Source organism: Pseudonocardia kunmingensis (genome assembly GCF_006716445.1).
Classification (GTDB): domain Bacteria; phylum Actinomycetota; class Actinomycetes; order Mycobacteriales; family Pseudonocardiaceae; genus Pseudonocardia; species Pseudonocardia kunmingensis.
Window position 1 is genome coordinate 1,215,402 of sequence record NZ_VFPA01000002.1, and the last position, 16,685, is coordinate 1,232,086.

The following is a 16,685-nucleotide window of genomic DNA, read 5'->3' on the forward strand; positions in this document are numbered from 1 at the left end:
CGCAGCGCCCACGGTCAGGAGTGCAGCATCACTCCTCCAGCAGGTCCTCGATCGCGATCGGGATGCGCCGGACGCGGATGCCGGTGGCGTTGAAGACGGCGTTCGCCACCGCCGCTGCCATGCCGACGACGCCGATCTCGCCGAGCCCGCGCGCCCCGACGGGGTTGTGCAGGGTGTCGGGGTACCGGACGAACTCGACGTCGACCTCGGGGATGTCGGCGTTCACCGGGAGCAGGTAGTTCGCGAAGTCGGCGTTGGCGAGGCGGCCGTTCTCCTCGACCTCCAGGCCCTCGTGCAGGGCGGCCGACACACCCCAGATCATGCCGCCCATGATCTGGCTGCGGGCGGCCTGCTCGTTGATGACGCGGCCGGCGTCGAACACGCCCAGCATCCGCGACACCCGCGCCTCCCGCGTCCACCGGTGCACCCGGACCTCGCAGAACTGGGCGCCGAACGAGCTGAACGAGTGCTTGGTCAACTCCTCGCCCGGTGCGGAGGAGCCGACCGCGGCGATCGAGTCGCGACCCGTCGCCCGCAGCACCTCCCCGAAGGACAGGCTCCGGCCGTCGGCGGCGAGCACGCGACCGTCGGCGTAGGAGAGCTCCACCCCCTCGAACGGCGCGCCGGGGCCCGACGCCAGCGCGACCAGGTCGTCGATCACCTTCGGAGCGGCGACCATGATGGCCGAGCCCGCGCTCGCCGTGGCGGTCGAGCCGCCGGACATGCCCCCCGGCGGCAGCGCCGAGTCGCCCAGCCGGGGCGTGACCTTCTCGGGAGCGATGTCGAGGGACTCGGCGCCGATCAGGGACAGCACGGTCAGCAGGCCGGTGCCCGGGTCGGCGCCGCTGGTGGCGACCTCGGCCGTGTCGTCGTCGCGCAGCGTCACCCGGACGCTGGCCGGGAACCGCAGGGCCGGGAACATCGCGGTGGCGGTGCCCATGCCGACGAGCCAGTCGCCGTCGACGCGTCCCCGTGGGGTGCGCTCCGCCCAGCCGAACCGGGCGGCGCCCACCCGGAAGCACTCGTCGAGGTGCTTGCTCGACCACTGCAGGTCCTTGCCGGGCGGGGCGGCCGAGTTGTTGCGCTGACGCAGCGCGATCGGGTCCATGTCGAGCTTGACCGCCAGTTCGTCGATCGCACTCTCCAGCGCGAACGACCCGGGCGCCTCACCCGGCGCCCGCATGAACGTGGTGGGCGGGACGTGCAGCGGCACCATCTTCTGGCTGATGGCCACGTTCGGGGTGGCGTACCACTCCCGGGACGTGCCGTGCGAGGTCGGCTCGACGAAGCCGCCGCCGGCCGGGGTGCTGGACCACGAGTCGTGGCGCAGCGCCACCAGCGTGCCGTCCCTCTCCGCGCCGACCGTGAGCCGTTGCACGGTGGCGGGGCGGGTGGCGGTGGCGGTGAAGACCTGCTCGCGGGTGAGCGCGGCCTTGACGGGCCGGTCGAGGTCCCGGGCGGCGGCCGCCGCCAGGAAGGCGGGGATGGAGAGGGCCTTGCCGCCGAACGCCCCGCCGACGAAGGGGTTCACGACGCGGACCGCCGCGTGGTCCTCGCCCAACGCGTCGGCCAGCGCCGAGGCCACGAGGTCCGAGCCCTGGTTGCCGGTGTAGACGGTGACCGTGCCGGACTCCCACACGGCCATCGCGGAGTGCGGCTCCATCGCGGCGTGGTTCTGCGTGGCGGTGGTGTAGGTCGCGTCGACGACGACGGGGCTCGCCGCCAGCGCGTCCTCGATGGACTCGACTCCGGGCGCGAGCACCGACAGCTCCGGCGGGGAGCCGTCGAGCGAGGGCGGCGCGTCCACGGCCGTGGCGAGGCCGTCGCTCATCGAGGTCGACGCCGGCCGCTCGTCGTAGGTGACCCGCACGAGCGCCGCAGCGTCCCGCGCCTGCTCGACGGTCTCGGCGACGACGAAGCCGATCGGCTGTCCGTAGTAGGTGACGTCGGTGCTCTGCAGCGGCACCCAGATCGGCCCCAGCATCGCCGTGACGGGCGCGGTCAGCGGCAACGGTGCGAACGGCGTGTAGACGGCGAGCACCCCCGGAGCACTGCGCGCCGCCGTGACGTCCATGTCCGTGATCTCGCCGTGCGCGACCGTGCTGAGCACGACGTGCCCGAAGACCATCCCGGGGACGTTGTTGTCCAGCGCGTACCGGGCGCGGCCCGTCACCTTCAGCGGGGCATCCAACCGGCCGATCATGCGCGAACCCCTTCGGTCTCGTCGGACTGCGTGACCTCGAGCAGCGCGCGGACGACGGTCCGCCGCAGCAAGGGCACCTTGAAGCCGTTCGCCGACAGCGGCCGGGCGCCGTCGGCCGCGAGGGCAGCGGCCTCTTCGAAGGAGGCCTGGGTGGCGGGCTTCCCGCGCAGGGCCGCCTCCACGGCCGCGAGCCGCCACGGCACGGTCGCCACGCCGCCGACCGCCACCCGGGCGTCGACGACGTGCCCGTCCCGGACGTCGAGGGCGACCGCCGCGGAGGTCAGCGCGAACTCGTAGGACTGCCGGTCCCGCACCTTGACGTAGGTGGAGCGGGTCGCCCAGTCCAGCCGCGGCACCACGACCTCGCTGATCAGCTCCCCGGCGCGCAGGTCGTTCTCGACCTCCGGGGTGCCACCGGGCGTGCGGTAGAACCCGGCCAGCGCGACGGTGCGTTCGCCGTCGGCGCTGACCAGCCGGACCCGCGCGTCGAGTGCGACGAGGGCGACCGCCAGGTCGCTGGCGTGGGTGGCCACGCAGGAGTCGCTCGTGCCCAGCACGGCGTGCATCCGGTTGGCACCCGAGATCGCCGAGCAGCCGCTGCCGGGCTCCCGCTTGTTGCACGGCGTGGCGACGTCGCGGAAGTAGCCGCAGCGGGTGCGCTGCATCAGGTTGCCGCCGATGCTGGCCATGTTCCGCAGCTGCTGGGAGGCGCTCAGCAGGAGCGCGCGCGAGATCACGGGGTACACGCCGGGGTGCGCGGCGACGTCGCTCATCCGCTCCAGGGCACCGATCCGCAGGCCGTCGGAGGTGTCGATGCCGCGCAGCGGCAGGGCGTTGATGTCCAGGACCCGTTGCGGGGTGAGGACGTCGAGCTTCATCAGGTCGACGAGGGTGGTGCCGCCGGCGAGGAACGTGCCGGGCGAGGAGAGGGCCGCGTCGAGGGTCTCGGGCGCCGTGAGCTCAAACTGCCGCATCGGCCCGCCTCACCTGCTCGATCGCGGCGACGATGTTCGGGTAGGCCGCGCAGCGGCAGAGGTTGCCGGACATGAACTCCCGGACGTCGGGCACGTCCTGTTCGACCGCGGCGACGGCCGACATGACCTGGCCGGAGGTGCAGAAGCCGCACTGCAGGGCGTCCTGGTCGACGAACGCCTGCTGGACGGGGTGCAGCTCGTCGCCGTCGGCGAGCCCTTCCACCGTGGTGACCGGCTGCGTCACGGTGGCGGCGAGGGTGAGGCACGAGAGCACGGGCCTTCCGCCGACGTGCACGGTGCAGGCGCCGCACTGGCCGCGGTCGCAGCCCTTCTTGGGTCCGGTGACGCCGAGGCGTTCGCGGAGCGCGTCCAGCAGGGTCACTCCTGGGTCGACACTCAGGTTCTCGGGTCTACCGTTGACTTCGATCGAGATGTCCACTGGCTCTCTTTCCCGCAGACCCGGTGCACCGAGGACGATCGGTGCAGGTCGTGGTGGTGGGTGGGGTCGAGTGTGACGCCGTGCCCAAGCTAGCGGATTTTTATCCGCTTCGCAACGACGCCCCGTCCCGTCAGCGCGCCGGCTGCATTACCGTGAACGGCTCACGATGCGCGCCGGAGGGGTGAGGACGACGGGTTCGGTCAGCCACCGCCGTGCGGACACCCGGCGCAACCACGACCGCATCCTCGCCGTCGCCGCCGAGGCGCTCCCCACCGGCGAGATGTCCTTCAACGCCATCGCGAAGAAGGCCGGCGTGGGGGTCGGCACCGTCTACCGGCACTTCCCGACGCCGGACGCCCTCGTCCTCGCGGTCTACGAGCGCGAGGTGAGCCACCTCGTCGAGGTCGTGCCGTGCCTGCTGCGGGAGCACCCGCCGGAGCAGGCCTTCCGCACGTGGGTTACCGAGTACCTGACGCGGTACATGATGACCAAGCGCGGGCTGGCCGGCGCGCTGCAGTGCGCCAGCACCTCTGCCGAGGAGGTGGTCGCGACCGCCTACCGCGCCGTGGTCGGGGCGGCGACGGCGCTGGTCGAGGCGAACATGCGGGCCGGCACCGTGCGCCCCGACCTGGATCCGGAGACCGTCCTGCGCGGGCTCGGCGGCCTGATGTACCTCGACCCGGACGGCGACTGGCGACGGCACACCGAGAGCCTCGTGGACCTGCTCTGGCGGGGGATGGCCGCGGACGCCGGCTGAGCGGGGGTCGAGGCCGACCGGGACGCCTACGCCCAGTGGCGCGGCAACGTCGCGGCGGTGCACCGCGATCTGCACGCCGGCAGAGCGGGGGCGCCGTCGTTGCGGCGACCGCGAGCGGCTCGCTCCAGAGCGCGTAGATGTCCGCCTCCTCCGCCCCGACGTGGTAGGCGGCCGCGGACGAACCGCTGAAGGAGATCAGGGGCCGGCTCGACCACCCGCAGTCACCCCACGCTCCCGCAGCTGCGGGCCCAGGGTGACCAGGTGACGGACCAGGGCGGGAATCCGTGGCTCGGCGGGCGACCAGCGGCTCAGCTGTCGATCTGTGATGGCGCGGAGGTCAGGGCGGCCCACCCGGTCATCGCACAGGTGATGACTTCTTCGAGCTCGGCGCGGTCGGCGCCGTCGCGGGCTTGCACGGAGAGTCCTTGCACGACGGTGGTGTAGTAGCGGGCGATACCGTTGACGCTGGTTGCCGACACGGTCAGGTCGCCGTCGGTGATGCCGCGGACAAGCCGGTCTTTGATCGCGGCAAACTGTGAGCGCCGGATCTCGGCAAGAGACTCTCGTACGGCGTGGTTCTCGACCGCGCCGGTGGGCGCCGCAAGGATCAACATGCAGTAGTGCGGCGCATCGGAGCGGGTGACCTGGTCCGCGGTCGCGCGCAGCATGGCGTGGATCGCGGCTCGGGCGGTCGGTTCGTCGTTCAAAGCGCGTCTGGGCGGCGCGCCGGCTGTCGAGCCGTAGAGCTCCATGACCTGGCGGAACAGGTTCGCCTTGCTCCCGAAGCAGGCATAGATGCTGGCAGACGCGATTCCCATCGCCTGGGACAGGTCGCTGAGCGAGCAGCCCTCATAGCCCCGCTCCCAGAAGACCTCCAGCGCCTGCCTCAGAGCGGTGTCCGGGTCGAACGTCCGCGGCCGCCCGCGAGTAGCCATCGGGGATCGGCCTCCTGCCGAAGTTTGACGCGGTCGCTCCGAGGTGCCAAGGTTTGTTTGTCGAACGACCAATATACCAGACAGGTGACCATGGACATCCCCGCCACGATGCGCGCCTTGCAGCAGTCGTCCCTGGACGGCCCGAAGGACCTTCGTCTCGTGTCCGACGCGCCGGTGCCGAACCCGGGGCCGGGCGAGGTGTTGATCCGCGTCGCCGCCGCCGGCGTCAACTTCCTCGACATCTCCCAGTCCCGTGGTGCGGCCGCCGGGGGCCCGCCGCCGCCCTACCTGGCAGGCATCGAGGGCGTCGGCGAGGTCGTCGCCGCGGGCCAAGGGGTGACCGGTGTTGAGCTCGGCGCCCACGTGATCGGCGTCGGCATCGGAGGCGGCGCCTTCGCGGAGTACATGGTGCTGCCTGCGGCGGGCGCGGTCCCGGTGCCGAGTGGATGGGCCGACGAGCAAGCGCTAGGCATGGTCGTTTCATGGCCGACTGCGTTGGCCGCCCTCAAGCCGCTCGGCCTGATCGCGGCAGGACAAAGCGTGCTGATCCATGCGGCTGCCGGCGGAACGGGCCAAGCCGCGGTGAGGATGGCCAAGCACTACGGCGCCACGGTGATCGGGACGGCTTCACCCGACAAGCACCAGGTGGTGCTGGCTCTCGGGGCCGACCACGTGATCGACTCTCGCGGCGCCGACATCGCGGCCGAGGTTCTGCGACTCACAGATGGCACCGGTGCCGACCTGGTTCTGGAGTCCGTGGGGGGCGCCGCTGTTGAGGCCAGCCTAGCCGCGGCCAAGCGGGTGACTGGCCGAGTCGTGGTCTTCGGCCTGGCGGGCGGCGAAGCCGCAATCAGCAACTGGGATCTTGTCTACAAGCACCAGGTCCATCTGATCGGCCTGAACATCGGCATCCTCATCCAGTTCGCGCCTCAAGTCTTCGGCGATGTCATGACCGAGATGTTCAGGCTGCTCGCCGCAGGTGTGCTCCCGCCCGGCCAACCCACCATCTATGAGCTGGCCGAGGGGGCGAAAGCGCTCGTGGAACTCGAAACGCGAGCCACCGTCGGCAAACTCGCACTCGTGCCCTGAAGATGCGGGATGGTCGTGTTCCGCAGAACGCGATCGATCGGCGGGTCCGGGGTCGCCGTGTTCGGAACGCGGGTCAGGCTGCGGTCCGGGGTCGTCGTGTTCGGCGGATCGCGATCGGGGTGTGGTGCGGGGTGGGTGCGTTCCGCTGAACGCGGTCAGGCCGCGGTCGTGACCCGGCGGGGGAGCAGGGCGTCCAGGATCGGCTCCGGGTCCAGGCGATCGCCGTACCAGTTCGGGGTCAGGGTGGTGCGCTCGATCCGCAGCCCGGCTCGGGTGTGCATTTCGATGAGGCGTTCGGTGTTGCCGGTCAGCGGTGGCCCGGTGGTGGCGGATGGGGGTGGCGTCGGGGCGGTGGAACCGCCACCGGTCGGTCACGCGGTGGATGCGGTAGCCGTGGTCATGGATCACGCCGTGGTGGAAGGAGCACGGTAGGTGTTGCAGGGCGTGGGCGACGCGGAGGTGGTCGGCGGCGGTGCGCAGGCTCATCCCGGCCCGCCAGGACAACCAGTGCGCACACGAGCGGATCCCGGCCCCGGCCCAGCCGTCGCGGTCGTCGAACTCGGCCAGTACTTGTAGGAATCGGCATTCGGCGGCGGCGATGTGCCCGGCCAGACTCAATAGTTCTGTTTCCAGGACGTGGATGTCGGTGGTCTGCGGCGGGGCGGGGAGCGTGGTGATCGACACCGGGGGTCTCCAGGGGTGTGAGCTGGTGTTCTCCGGTTCAGGATGGCATCGGGGTCGGACAGTTCCCGGGCCCTGGCTGCGTTCCGCGGAACGCGACCGAAGGCACGTACTGGCACAAGGCCGCGGGTCGTGCTCGCCTGATCAATCTGAGTCGCACGTGAGCGTTCTTCCGGCCGCGCCGCTGTACTTCTCGTGGCCGGGTTCGCTTCGGTGATCGTCAAGAACGGTATCTCGACCGCAGGAGTGCGGCCGTGGCACCAGTTCCGGTGATCATGGGCTCGTCGGCGTTCCGCGGAACGTGACAACGGTGATCACAGGGGGCGGGATCGGGACCACAGCCAGGTGCGCACCCACCCGGCCGCAACGCTCCTCCTGAACGGGCCTGGGCCCGCGCCGGGAACGGCCGCCAGGACGACCACGATAATCGGTAGTTCCGCCAAGCTGACCAGATCGCGACGGTGAGGGTCGAGGCGGACGGAGGGGATCGCCCGGAAGGCCCGCGGCGAGGGTGGGGCCGGGTGCCCCGAGCCGGGTACGGCGCGCCCACCGGAGACGACGAGCGAGACCGCAGCGGGGTGTGCCCACGACGAACCCGCGCATGTCGGAAATCCGGACCAGGAACCCTAAGATCCGTAGGTCCTCGAGGGGAGTCAGTTCATGGACGGATCCGCACCGCAGCCTGTCGACCGGGCCGCTACCGAGGTCGCGCTGTTCGGCGGCGCGGGGCGCACGCCGTGAGCGCCGGGGCCCTCGCGGCGGCGCTCGCGGGCTGGCAGCCCGAGCCGGTCGAGTCGTGCCGGCGGGTCGACCCGTGGGCGGCGGCGGCGTTCGCCGACCTGCTCGACTCGCCGGTCCGGCCTGCGCCGGGCGACCCGCTGCCGCCGCTGTGGCACTGGTTCTCCCTCCTGGACCACCCTCGCCAGTCCGCGCTCGGCGCGGACGGTCATCCCGCCGAGGGCGGGTTCCTCCCGCCGCTCCCGGACCGGCGCCGCATGTTCGCCGGCGGTCGGTGGCGCCGGCACGGCGCTGTTCCGGTCGGGAGCGAGCTGGCGTGCCGCTCGCAGGTCGCCGACGTCGCGGTCAAGACCGGGCGCAGCGGGGAGATGGCGTTCGTGACCGTCCGGCACGAGCTGACCGTCGACGGCGCGCCCGCCGCCACCGAGGAACAGGACATCGTCTACCGCTCCGAGCCGGCCGGAGCCCCGGTGCGCCGGCTGGAGCGCCCCGCGGCGGACGGCCCGCCCGCGTCGGGGACCTGGCGGGACGTGCAGGCCACCGACGAGGCGCTGCTGTTCCGGTTCAGCGCGCTCACCTACAACGCCCACCGGATCCACTACGACCGCACCTACGCCACGCAGGTCGAGGGCTACCCGGACCTCGTCGTGCACGGCCCCCTGCTCGCCCTGCTCGCGCTCGAGCTGCCCCGGGTGCACGCACCGGGCGCCGCAGTCACGGAGTTCACCTACCGGCTGGTGCGGCCGGCGTTCGTCCCCGCGGACGTCGAGGCGACGGCGACGGTCGACGGTCCGCGGCTCGACATCGCGGTCGGCGCGGTGGGGGTCGGCCCGTCGCTCACGGCGACGGCGGTGCTGGCCGGGGAGGGCTGACCCGTCACGGTCCGGCGGGGAACAGCTCGTCGGCGGGGATGGCGGCGGACAGGCCGAACGCCAGGCGCAGCCGCGCCTTCGGCGGCGTCAGGTACGGGGCGAAGTGCAGCCCCGCCTCCCGGAGCTCGATCTCCGAGCCGGCGCCGCCGTAGGTCCTCGACAGCAGCGCGCCGTCCGGGCAGCGGCTGGTGACGACGACCGGTCGTCCGGAACCGGCGATCCGGACCAGCGACTCCCCGAGGGCGGGCGAGACGTGGCCGCCACCGAGCGCCGCGACGACCACGCCGTCGAGCTCGGCCGCCACGGCGTCGACGAGGGCGCCGTCGACGCCGGTGGCGGCCGGGACGATGGTGACGCGCCGGGCCGGGGCGGCCGTGCGGGGAAGGCGGTCCGGGACGGGCGGGGGACCGAGCAGCAGCTCGAGCCGGTCCTCCACGACGGACCCGACGGGCCCGGCCGCGGGTGACGCGAACGCGGCGACCCGGGTGCTGTGCGCCTTGGTGACCAGGCGGGCGACGTGCACCTCGTCGGCGAACACCACGACGGGGCCGTACGCGGCCAGTGCCGGCTGCGCGGCCGCCACGAGCGCGGCCCGCACGTTCGCGGGCCCGTCCGGGCCGGCGAGGTGCGGCGCCCGCATCGCCCCCGTGACGACGACCGGCGCCGTGGTCTCGACGAGCAGGGCCAGCGCGTAAGCCGTCTCCTCGAGCGTGTCGGTGCCGTGCGTGACGACGACGCCGTCGCGGCCCGCCGCGATCTCGGCGCGCACGGCCTCGGCCAGCGTCCAGAGGTCGTCGAGGCCCATCGCCCGGGACGAGCGGCGCAGCACGTCGCGGGGGTGGACGTCGATGCCGTCGGGGAGCGCGGACGCGGTGGGCGCGAGGGCGTCCGCCCCGCTGTGCTCGCGGGCCCCGGAGGTCGACGGGACGACCGAGATCGTGCCGCCGGCGGCGAGCAGGCCGATCGATCGGGCCGCGGGCATCAGGCGGGGCTGTCGGTGAACACGGGGCGGGACCCTCCCAGCTCGGCGGACAGCGCGTCGGCCGCGCGCAGGACGGCCCGTGTGGCGCGTTCCCGCGCGTCCGGGTCGGCCGCCCGGGGCCCGGGAGCGGTGATCGTGACGCTGGAGCTCACCCGGTCCTCGCCGTCGCGGATCGGGGCCGAGACCGCCCAGGCGTTCGGGTCCAGCTCGTTGTCACACACGGCGTAACCGTGCTGCCGGACCTCCCGGAGCACCGCGATGACCTCCTCGATCTCGCTCGGGGTGCCCGCGGTGTACTCCGTGAGCGGTGCGGACCCCGCCAGCAGGGTCCGGGCGACCGCTTCGTCGAGGTGGGCGAGGATGGCGCGGCTCGACGCCGCGGCGTGCAGCGGCATCTCCTGGCCGATGCGGACGAACAACCGCAGCGGGTGCTCGGCCTCGACGATCGAGACGCACACCGGCACGTCGCCGACGAGCTCGGTCAGGAACGCGGTCTCGCCCGTCTCGGCCGCCGCCTCGACCAGGGCGGGCGGGGGCTGGACGAGCCGTGCGCTCGCGGGGCCGGTCCCGCCGCCGAGGGCGCGTGCGGCGCGTCCGACGAAGTAGCGCTTGGTGACCGGAGAGCGGCGCAGGTAGTCGCTCTGGCTGAGCGTCGCGAGGATCCGGTGCAGGCTGCCGAGCGGGATGTCGAGCTCGTCGTGCAGCTCCTGGAGGCTGCGCCCGCCTCGCGCCGACGCGACCGCGTTGAGCACCTCGACGGCGCGGACCACCACCTCGACCGGCTTGGCCACGCCCATCGACCAGCTCCTCCCGTTGGGGTCACCCGGTGTCCGGGCCCTCACTGTAGACACCGGCCTTGACAAGCCGCCGGTGCTCTTCCATGCTCGCCTCCCATCATAGTGGAAACAGATTTCCACTTCTGCTCCGAGCCTGGAGGGCACGTGCCACGGATCCTCGACGACCGCGTCGTCGACCGGCTGCTTCCGCCGGCCGCCGCGCTCGCGTCGGTGGGCGCGGCGTTCGACCTCCTCGCCGCGGGCACGGCGCAGGACCAGCCACGGGACCGCAGTGCGGCCGGTGGCACGACCCTCAACGTGATGTCCGCGATCGCACCGACGCTCGACGCCGCGGTCGTGAAGTCCTACCCGGTGGTGCGTCGCGGCAGCAGCCGGGCGAGCCTGATCACGCTGCTGGTCTACGCGCACCGGACCGGGCAGCTGCGCGGCCTGTTGCAGGGCGACCTGCTCGGGCAGCGCCGCACGGCGGCGGCGTCGGCGGTGGCCACCCGGGCGATGGCCCGCCCGGAGAGTGCGACCGTGTGCCTGTTCGGCACCGGGTTCCAGGCACCCGCGCAGATCACCGCGCTGGTCGAGGTGCTGCCGGACCTCGACTCGGTGGTGGTCGTCGGGCGCAGCGACGAGCGGGCCGGCGCCACCGCCCGGCTGCTGCGCGCCGCCCACCCCCGGCTGCGGGTGGAGAGCGAGACCGACCCCGCGCGCGCGGTGCCACGGGCCGACGTCGTCGTCACCGCGACCGGCGCCACCGAGCCCCTGTTCGACGGCGGCCTGCTGCGCCCGGGCACCCACGTCAACGCGGTCGGCAGCAACGACGCGCGGCGCCGCGAGCTCGACGCCACCGTGATCCGCCGCGCCGCGCACGTCGTGGTCGACTCGGTCGAGGTGGCCCGCAAGGAGTGCGGCGACCTGCTGGCCAACGGGTTCGACCCGAGCGCCGCGAGCCCCTTCGCCGCGGTGCACGCGGGACGGATCCCCGGCCGCGGGTCGCCGGACGACATCACCGTCTTCGAGTCGCACGGACTCGCGCTGCAGGACCTGGCCTGCGCAGTGGCGGTCCTCGACGCGGCCGACGCCGCCGGACTCGGCACCGTGCTCGGCGCCGACACCTGGGCCCCGCTGTCCCCCACCACTCCCACCGACGCTGGAGGAGAGATCCATTGAGGCTGCACCTGACCGATGCCCAGCTCGTGACGCCCGCCGGGCTGTTGCACGGCGACCTGCTGTGCGAGGACGGCGTCATCGCCGGGATCCTGGACGTCGGCTCCCGGGTCGAGGCCGACGAGCGCTACGACGCGGGCGGCAAGCTCGTCCTGCCCGGGTTCATCGACCCGCACGTGCACTCCCGTGATCCCGGGATGACGCACAAGGAGGACTTCGAGCACTCGACGCGGGGCGCGCTCACCGGCGGCGTCACGTCCGTGCTGGAGATGCCCAACGCGATCCCGCCCGTGGACTCCGCCGAGGTCTTCGCGGAGCGCCGCGCCCAGCACGAACGCTCCGCCTGGACCGACTTCGGGCTGTGGGGGTTGGCGCTGGGCGAGCCGAACCTCGACCAGATCGGCCCGCTGTTCGAGGCCGGCGCGGTGGCCGTGAAGCTCTTCTGGGGCTACGCGCTGCACCGCGAGACCCGGTCGCTGGTCTACAACCTGGGGGACGAGCCCCCGGAGAACCTGCTGATGCCGCCGCCGAACGGGCACGTCATGAACCTGTTCCGGGAGGTGGCCCGGCACGGCGGCCTGCTGGCGGCGCACTGCGAGGACAAGGACGTGCTCGCCACCAGCCAGGAACAGCTCGGGCACCCGATCGAGACCTACGAGGACCTGCTGGCCGCCCGGCCCGCCGCCGCCGAGGCCACGACGATCGCCATCGCGACCGAGTTCGCGAAGGCCACGGGGTGCCGCTTCCACGTGGTGCACCTGGCGTCCGCAGCCGGCCTCGACGCCGTGCGCTCCGCCCGGCAGCGCGGTGTCCGGCTCACCGCCGAGACCTGCCCGCAGTACCTCACCCTGACCGACGCCGACTACCCGCGCGTGGGCCCGGTGATGAAGGTGTACCCGCCGGTGCGCGAGCAGGGCGACCAGGACGCGCTCTGGGCCGGGGTCGACGAGGGCGCGATCGTCTCCCTCGGTTCCGACCACGCCCCCCACACCGTCGAGGAGAAGAGCCGCGGGTTCGCCACCCAGCCTGCAGGTGCCGTCGGGTGCGAGACGTTCGGGCCGGTGCTGGTCGACGCGCTGCTGCGGGGCAAGACCACCGCGAGCCGGTTCGCCGAGGTCACCGCGACCGAGACGGCCAAGCTCTACGGGCTCTACCCGCGCAAGGGCGTCATCCGGCCCGGGAGCGACGCGGACCTGGTCGTGATCGACCCGGAGGCGCGGCGCACCGTGCGCAACGAGGAGCTGATCGCCAAGCAGCCCGTGAGCCCGTGGCACGGCTTCGAGCTGCGCGGCGCGCCGGTGGCGACGGTGCTGCGCGGCGAGGTCGTCGTGCGCGACCGGGAGATCGTGGCGCCGCGACGTGGTCGTTTCGTCGCCGCGGACCACGCGGGCGCCCGCGCCGCGGCCGCGCGGTGAGCGAGACCGCGGAGCTCGCGCGCGCCGTCTCCACGGCGATCAGGGAGGCCACCGGGCTGTCCGCCGGCCCGCTCGTCGAGCCGGTCCGCCGGCACGCGCTGCACGTCGTGGCCGACACGATCGGCGTGAGCCTGGCCGGTGGGCGCACCGCGGAGATGACCCGGTTGCGGGAGTCGCAGCTCCCGGCCGGGGGAGGGGCCACGGTGTGGGCGCCGGGTGCGATCCCGGCGCCGCCGGAGGAAGCGGCCTTCCTCAACGCGACCGCGGGGTCGTTCCTCGAGCTCGACGAGGGCATGCGCCCGACCGGGCACCCGGCGATGCACGTGGTGCCCGCCGCACTGGCGGCCGCCGAGGTCGCGCACCGCTCGGGTGCGGAGCTCCTCGGCGCGGTCGTGGCCGGGTACGAGGTGGCCGCGCGGCTGTTCACCGCGTTCCGGCTGACGCCCCCGACCCATCCCCACGGTCACCTCGGAGGCGTGGGCGCCGCCGTCGCGGTGGCGCTGCTGCTCGGGGAGGACCCCGTCGCGGTGGCGGCGATCGCCGCGACCACGCCGACGGTCCCCGTCTGGAACGCCTGCTACGAGGGCGCCACCGCCCGCAACACGGCGATGGGGCTCGCGGCCCAGAACGCGCTGCGTGCCGCCCGGCTGCACCGGGCCGGGTTCCGCGGCTCGCCGGAGTCGGTGGGCGCCCTGTTCGGCCGGGTGACCGGCCGCGTCGTCGACGTCGATGCGCTCGCCGGTGCGGTCGACCCCGCGCGTCCGGCCATCCTGCGCAACTACTTCAAGCGGCACAGCGCGTGCGCGCTCACCCATGGCGCGATCGATGCCGTGCTGTCCCTGCCCGCGGTGCCGGTGGAGCAGATCACCGCCGTGGAGGTGCACACGGTGGCGAACAACCTGAAGCTCGACCGGCAGGCGGCGCCCAACGACCTGTCCGCGCGCTTCTCGCTGCCCTACGCGGTGGCGGCGGTGCTCACCGCGCGGGCCTCGGACCTCTCCACGTTCGACTACCGGCCGCCCGTGGCCGACCTCGCGCGGCTCGTGAGCGTCGGCGTGGACGACGAGCTCGAGCGGCAGTGGCCCCGGCACTCGCCGACCCGCGTCGTGGTGCACGCGGGGGAGCGGCTGGAGGCGTCGGTCACCGACCCGCGCGGCCACCACCACGATCCCCTGAGCATGGACGAGATCCACAGGAAGTTCCTCCTCCTCGCGGGCGAGCCGGCGCCGCGGCTGTGGGACTCCCTCCTCGCGCTCGACCGGGCGCCCGACGTGGCCGGGGTCCTCGCGCCGCTGCGGGAGGCCTGACGCCCGACGTCCTTGACAGGCGTCCGGATCAGGGGCACCCTTCGCCATTCGAAACTGGAAAGAGGTTTCCAGAATGACCGCACGGATCGACGGAGCAGTCGAGGCTGTGCCCGTGGACGCCCGACCCGTGGACCTGTCGGTGCGGCTGGGCGAGCTGTCGCTCGCCAACCCGGTGATGCCGGCGTCCGGGTGCTTCGGCCCGGAACTGGCGGACCTGCTGCCGGTGCACCGCCTCGGCGCCGTCGTCACGAAGACGGTCTTCGCGCAGGCCCGGCCGGGCAACCGGGCGCACCGGCTCGCCGAGAGCGCGCAGGGCATGCTCAACAGCGTCGGGATCCCGAGCCCGGGCGTCGCGGCGTTCGTCCGGACCGGGCTGCCGGCCTACCAGCGCCTCGGCGTGCCGGTCGTGGTGAGCGTCGGCGGGCTGTCCGAGCCGGAGTACTGGCAGGTCACCGAGGCGCTCGCGGAGTGCGCGCCCGCGGCCCTCGAGGTGAACGTGTCGTGCCCGAACCTGGAGCGGGGCGGCCAGACGCTCGGCGCCGATCCCCGGGCCCTGCACCGCGTCGTGGCCGGGGTCGCCTCCCGGACCGCGGTCCCGGTGCTGGTGAAGCTCGGCCCGGACCTGACGGCGATCGACACGGCCGCCCGGGCGGCCGAGGACGCCGGCGCGACGGCGATCACCGTCTGCAACAGCTTCCCCGCGCTCGCCGTCGACCCGCGGAGCCGCCGGGGCGAGGCTCGGCCACGGCACCGGCGGCCTGTCCGGTCCGGCGGTCACACCCCTCGTCCTGCGGATGGTCTGGCAGGCCGCCCGGGCCGTGGACATCCCCGTCGTCGGTTGCGGCGGGATCTCCACCGCCCAGGACGTGACCGAGTTCCTCGTCGCCGGGGCCACCGCGGTGCAGGTCGGGACCGCGACCTTCGCGCGCCCCTTCGTGATGACCGAGATCCTGCGCGAGCTCCCGGCCGCGGCCGCGGAGCTCGGGGTCACCCGCCTCTCCGACCTGGTCGGATCCTCCTCCTTCTGACATCAGGAGCCCCTCATGGACGTTGACGACGACGCCGAGAACCGGGCGGGCCGACCCGCCCGCGCCGAGACCGCCCCCGGCGCGGACGAGGTCACGCCGTACGGCCGCAAGGCGGTCCTCGCCGCCACCATCGGCTACGCGATGGACGGCTTCGACCTGCAGATCCTCGGGTTCGCGCTGCCCGCGATCACCCTGAGCCTCGGGTTGTCCACCACCGAGGCCGGTTGGCTGGCCACGATCACGCTGTTCGGCACGGTGACGGGCGCGATGGTCTTCGGGTCCCTCGCCGACCGGTACGGCCGGGTCAAGGTGATGACCTACTCGATCGTGCTGTTCGCGGTCTTCACCGCGCTGACGGCGGTGTCGCAGGGCTTCGTCGAGATGGCGATCTTCCGGTTCATCGCCGGCGCCGGGATCGGTGGGGAGTTCGGCATCGGCATGGCGCTGGCCGCCGAGGCCATCCCCGCGCTCAAGCGGGCCCGTGCGACGTCGGTGGTCGGCGTCGGGTTCCAGCTCGGCGTCCTGCTCGCGGCGATCATCTCGGCTCCGGTCATCACGCTGTGGGGTTGGCGGGGCCTGTTCGTCATCGGGATCTTCCCGGCCATCGTCGCCGCGGTCTTCCGGAAGCGGCTGCACGAGCCGGATGCGTTCGTCCGGCACAAGGAGGAGACCGCACGGCAGAAGCCGCCGAACCCGTACCGGTTGCTGGTCGCCGACCGCAGGGTCGCGTGGACCAGCCTCGGCATCGTGATCATCTGCTCGGTCCAGAACTTCGGCTACTACGGCATCATGACCTGGCTGCCGACCTACCTGTCGGAGCAGATCGGGCTGAGCCTGACGGCCTCGGCGACGTGGACGGCGGTCACGATCGGCGGGATGATCTTCGGCATCCTGCTGTTCGGCCTGCTCGCCGACCGGATCGGCAGGCGGAAGGCCTTCTGGATCTTCCAGGCGGGTGCCTGCCTGGCCCTGTTCGGCTACAGCCAGCTGACCGCACCGCTGGCCGTGCTCGCGGGCGGGGCCGTGATGGGGATCTTCGCCAACGGCATGCTCGGCGGGTACGGGGCGATCATCGCCGAGAACTACCCCACCGCGGCCCGCGCGACCGCGCAGAACGTGCTGTTCGGCATCGGCCGCGGCGTCGGCGGGTTCGCCCCGCTCGTCGTCGCCCTGCTCGCCGCCTCGACCGGCTTCGCCACCGCGCTGAGCTTCCTGGCGCTGATCTACATCGTGGCCATGGTGGCGATGCTGCTGATCCCCGAGCGGCGGGGCGAGTCGCTCGACCCGACCACCCCCTGAGGAGGAGGACT

15 protein-coding genes and 1 pseudogene are annotated in these 16,685 nt (G+C 73.2%); 9 read left to right on the forward strand and 7 right to left on the reverse strand.

Annotated elements, in window-relative coordinates; genetic code table 11:
- Positions 1-28 precede the first annotated feature (28 nt).
- The 3 genes from FB558_RS21485 to FB558_RS21495 are packed head-to-tail and all read right to left on the reverse strand — an operon-like array spanning position 29 to position 3,616.
- Positions 29-2,203 carry a xanthine dehydrogenase family protein molybdopterin-binding subunit gene (locus tag FB558_RS21485; RefSeq protein WP_142056166.1) on the reverse strand — a complete coding sequence of 725 codons (2,175 nt, stop codon included), beginning with the start codon at positions 2,201-2,203 and terminating at the stop codon, positions 29-31.
- On the reverse strand, positions 2,200-3,177 hold the full coding sequence (locus FB558_RS21490; protein ID WP_142056168.1) for an FAD binding domain-containing protein: 978 nt from the start codon (positions 3,175-3,177) through the stop codon (positions 2,200-2,202). Before FB558_RS21490 ends, FB558_RS21485 begins: the two co-directional genes overlap by 4 nt.
- Positions 3,164-3,616 carry a (2Fe-2S)-binding protein gene (locus FB558_RS21495; protein ID WP_142056170.1) on the reverse strand — a complete coding sequence of 151 codons (453 nt, stop codon included), beginning with the start codon at positions 3,614-3,616 and terminating at the stop codon, positions 3,164-3,166. The genes FB558_RS21490 and FB558_RS21495 overlap by 14 nt, the downstream gene beginning before the upstream one ends.
- A gap of 181 nt (positions 3,617-3,797) precedes the next feature.
- Between FB558_RS21495 and FB558_RS21500 the strand changes: the two genes are divergently transcribed.
- Positions 3,798-4,373 (forward strand): TetR/AcrR family transcriptional regulator, encoded by a 576-nt coding sequence (locus tag FB558_RS21500; protein ID WP_246106650.1) that lies wholly within the window; start codon positions 3,798-3,800, stop codon positions 4,371-4,373.
- Positions 4,374-4,681: 308 nt separating this feature from the next.
- Here FB558_RS21500 and FB558_RS21505 read toward each other — a convergent pair whose 3' ends face one another.
- A complete protein-coding gene (locus FB558_RS21505; protein WP_142056174.1) occupies positions 4,682-5,308 on the reverse strand; it encodes a TetR/AcrR family transcriptional regulator in 627 nt (208 codons plus the stop codon).
- 90 nt (positions 5,309-5,398) lie between these two features.
- Here FB558_RS21505 and FB558_RS21510 point away from each other — a divergent pair, with 90 nt between their 5' ends.
- The gene (locus tag FB558_RS21510; RefSeq protein ID WP_142056661.1) at positions 5,399-6,397 is read left to right on the forward strand and encodes a zinc-binding dehydrogenase; all 999 of its coding nucleotides are present in this window, start codon (positions 5,399-5,401) and stop codon (positions 6,395-6,397) included.
- Between the two features lie 155 nt (positions 6,398-6,552).
- On the opposite strand, the gene FB558_RS45240 is transcribed toward FB558_RS21510, so the two are convergent.
- Positions 6,553-6,678 (reverse strand): hypothetical protein, encoded by a 126-nt coding sequence (locus FB558_RS45240; RefSeq protein WP_281288654.1) that lies wholly within the window; start codon positions 6,676-6,678, stop codon positions 6,553-6,555.
- Between the two features lie 1,137 nt (positions 6,679-7,815).
- On the opposite strand from FB558_RS45240, the gene FB558_RS21515 reads away from it, so the two are divergent.
- Positions 7,816-8,688: an HTD2 family dehydratase gene (locus FB558_RS21515; protein ID WP_246106651.1), complete on the forward strand. Its 873-nt coding sequence runs from the start codon at positions 7,816-7,818 to the stop codon at positions 8,686-8,688.
- A gap of 4 nt (positions 8,689-8,692) precedes the next feature.
- On the opposite strand, the gene FB558_RS21520 is transcribed toward FB558_RS21515, so the two are convergent.
- Both FB558_RS21520 and FB558_RS21525 read right to left on the reverse strand, forming a co-directional pair.
- Positions 8,693-9,670 carry an asparaginase gene (locus tag FB558_RS21520; RefSeq protein WP_142056176.1) on the reverse strand — a complete coding sequence of 326 codons (978 nt, stop codon included), beginning with the start codon at positions 9,668-9,670 and terminating at the stop codon, positions 8,693-8,695.
- Positions 9,670-10,467: an IclR family transcriptional regulator gene (locus FB558_RS21525; protein ID WP_142056178.1), complete on the reverse strand. Its 798-nt coding sequence runs from the start codon at positions 10,465-10,467 to the stop codon at positions 9,670-9,672. The genes FB558_RS21520 and FB558_RS21525 overlap by 1 nt, the downstream gene beginning before the upstream one ends.
- A 144-nt stretch (positions 10,468-10,611) precedes the next feature.
- On the opposite strand from FB558_RS21525, the gene FB558_RS21530 reads away from it, so the two are divergent.
- From FB558_RS21530 to FB558_RS21550, 6 genes and pseudogenes are all read left to right on the forward strand, one after another.
- Positions 10,612-11,628 carry an ornithine cyclodeaminase family protein gene (locus tag FB558_RS21530; RefSeq protein ID WP_170231447.1) on the forward strand — a complete coding sequence of 339 codons (1,017 nt, stop codon included), beginning with the start codon at positions 10,612-10,614 and terminating at the stop codon, positions 11,626-11,628.
- On the forward strand, positions 11,625-13,040 hold the full coding sequence (locus FB558_RS21535; RefSeq protein ID WP_170231448.1) for a dihydroorotase: 1,416 nt from the start codon (positions 11,625-11,627) through the stop codon (positions 13,038-13,040). Before FB558_RS21530 ends, FB558_RS21535 begins: the two co-directional genes overlap by 4 nt.
- A complete protein-coding gene (locus FB558_RS21540) occupies positions 13,037-14,347 on the forward strand; it encodes an MmgE/PrpD family protein (protein WP_170231449.1) in 1,311 nt (436 codons plus the stop codon). Before FB558_RS21535 ends, FB558_RS21540 begins: the two co-directional genes overlap by 4 nt.
- A 175-nt stretch (positions 14,348-14,522) precedes the next feature.
- Positions 14,523-14,981 (forward strand): annotated as a pseudogene (locus FB558_RS45245) (beta/alpha barrel domain-containing protein); the annotation flags it as partial.
- 160 nt (positions 14,982-15,141) lie between these two features.
- On the forward strand, positions 15,142-15,375 hold the full coding sequence (locus FB558_RS45250; protein ID WP_281288657.1) for a nitronate monooxygenase: 234 nt from the start codon (positions 15,142-15,144) through the stop codon (positions 15,373-15,375).
- A gap of 15 nt (positions 15,376-15,390) precedes the next feature.
- Entirely contained in the window at positions 15,391-16,674 is a 1,284-nt protein-coding gene (locus tag FB558_RS21550; RefSeq protein WP_142056186.1) for an MFS transporter, read from the forward strand.
- Positions 16,675-16,685 lie beyond the last annotated feature (11 nt).

Bases quoted from the DNA above. Each gene is read 5' to 3' on its own strand.
- FB558_RS21485 (WP_142056166.1), bottom strand. From the start codon at position 2,203: ATGATCGGCCGGTTGGATGCCCCGCTGAAGGTGACGGGCCGCGCCCGG.
- FB558_RS21490 (WP_142056168.1), bottom strand. From the start codon at position 3,177: ATGCGGCAGTTTGAGCTCACGGCGCCCGAGACCCTCGACGCGGCCCTC.
- FB558_RS21505 (WP_142056174.1), bottom strand. From the start codon at position 5,308: ATGGCTACTCGCGGGCGGCCGCGGACGTTCGACCCGGACACCGCTCTG.
- FB558_RS21510 (WP_142056661.1), top strand. From the start codon at position 5,399: ATGGACATCCCCGCCACGATGCGCGCCTTGCAGCAGTCGTCCCTGGAC.
- FB558_RS45240 (WP_281288654.1), bottom strand. From the start codon at position 6,678: ATGCACACCCGAGCCGGGCTGCGGATCGAGCGCACCACCCTGACCCCG.
- FB558_RS21520 (WP_142056176.1), bottom strand. From the start codon at position 9,670: ATGCCCGCGGCCCGATCGATCGGCCTGCTCGCCGCCGGCGGCACGATC.
- FB558_RS21525 (WP_142056178.1), bottom strand. From the start codon at position 10,467: ATGGGCGTGGCCAAGCCGGTCGAGGTGGTGGTCCGCGCCGTCGAGGTG.
- FB558_RS45250 (WP_281288657.1), top strand. From the start codon at position 15,142: ATGGTCTGGCAGGCCGCCCGGGCCGTGGACATCCCCGTCGTCGGTTGC.
- FB558_RS21550 (WP_142056186.1), top strand. From the start codon at position 15,391: ATGGACGTTGACGACGACGCCGAGAACCGGGCGGGCCGACCCGCCCGC.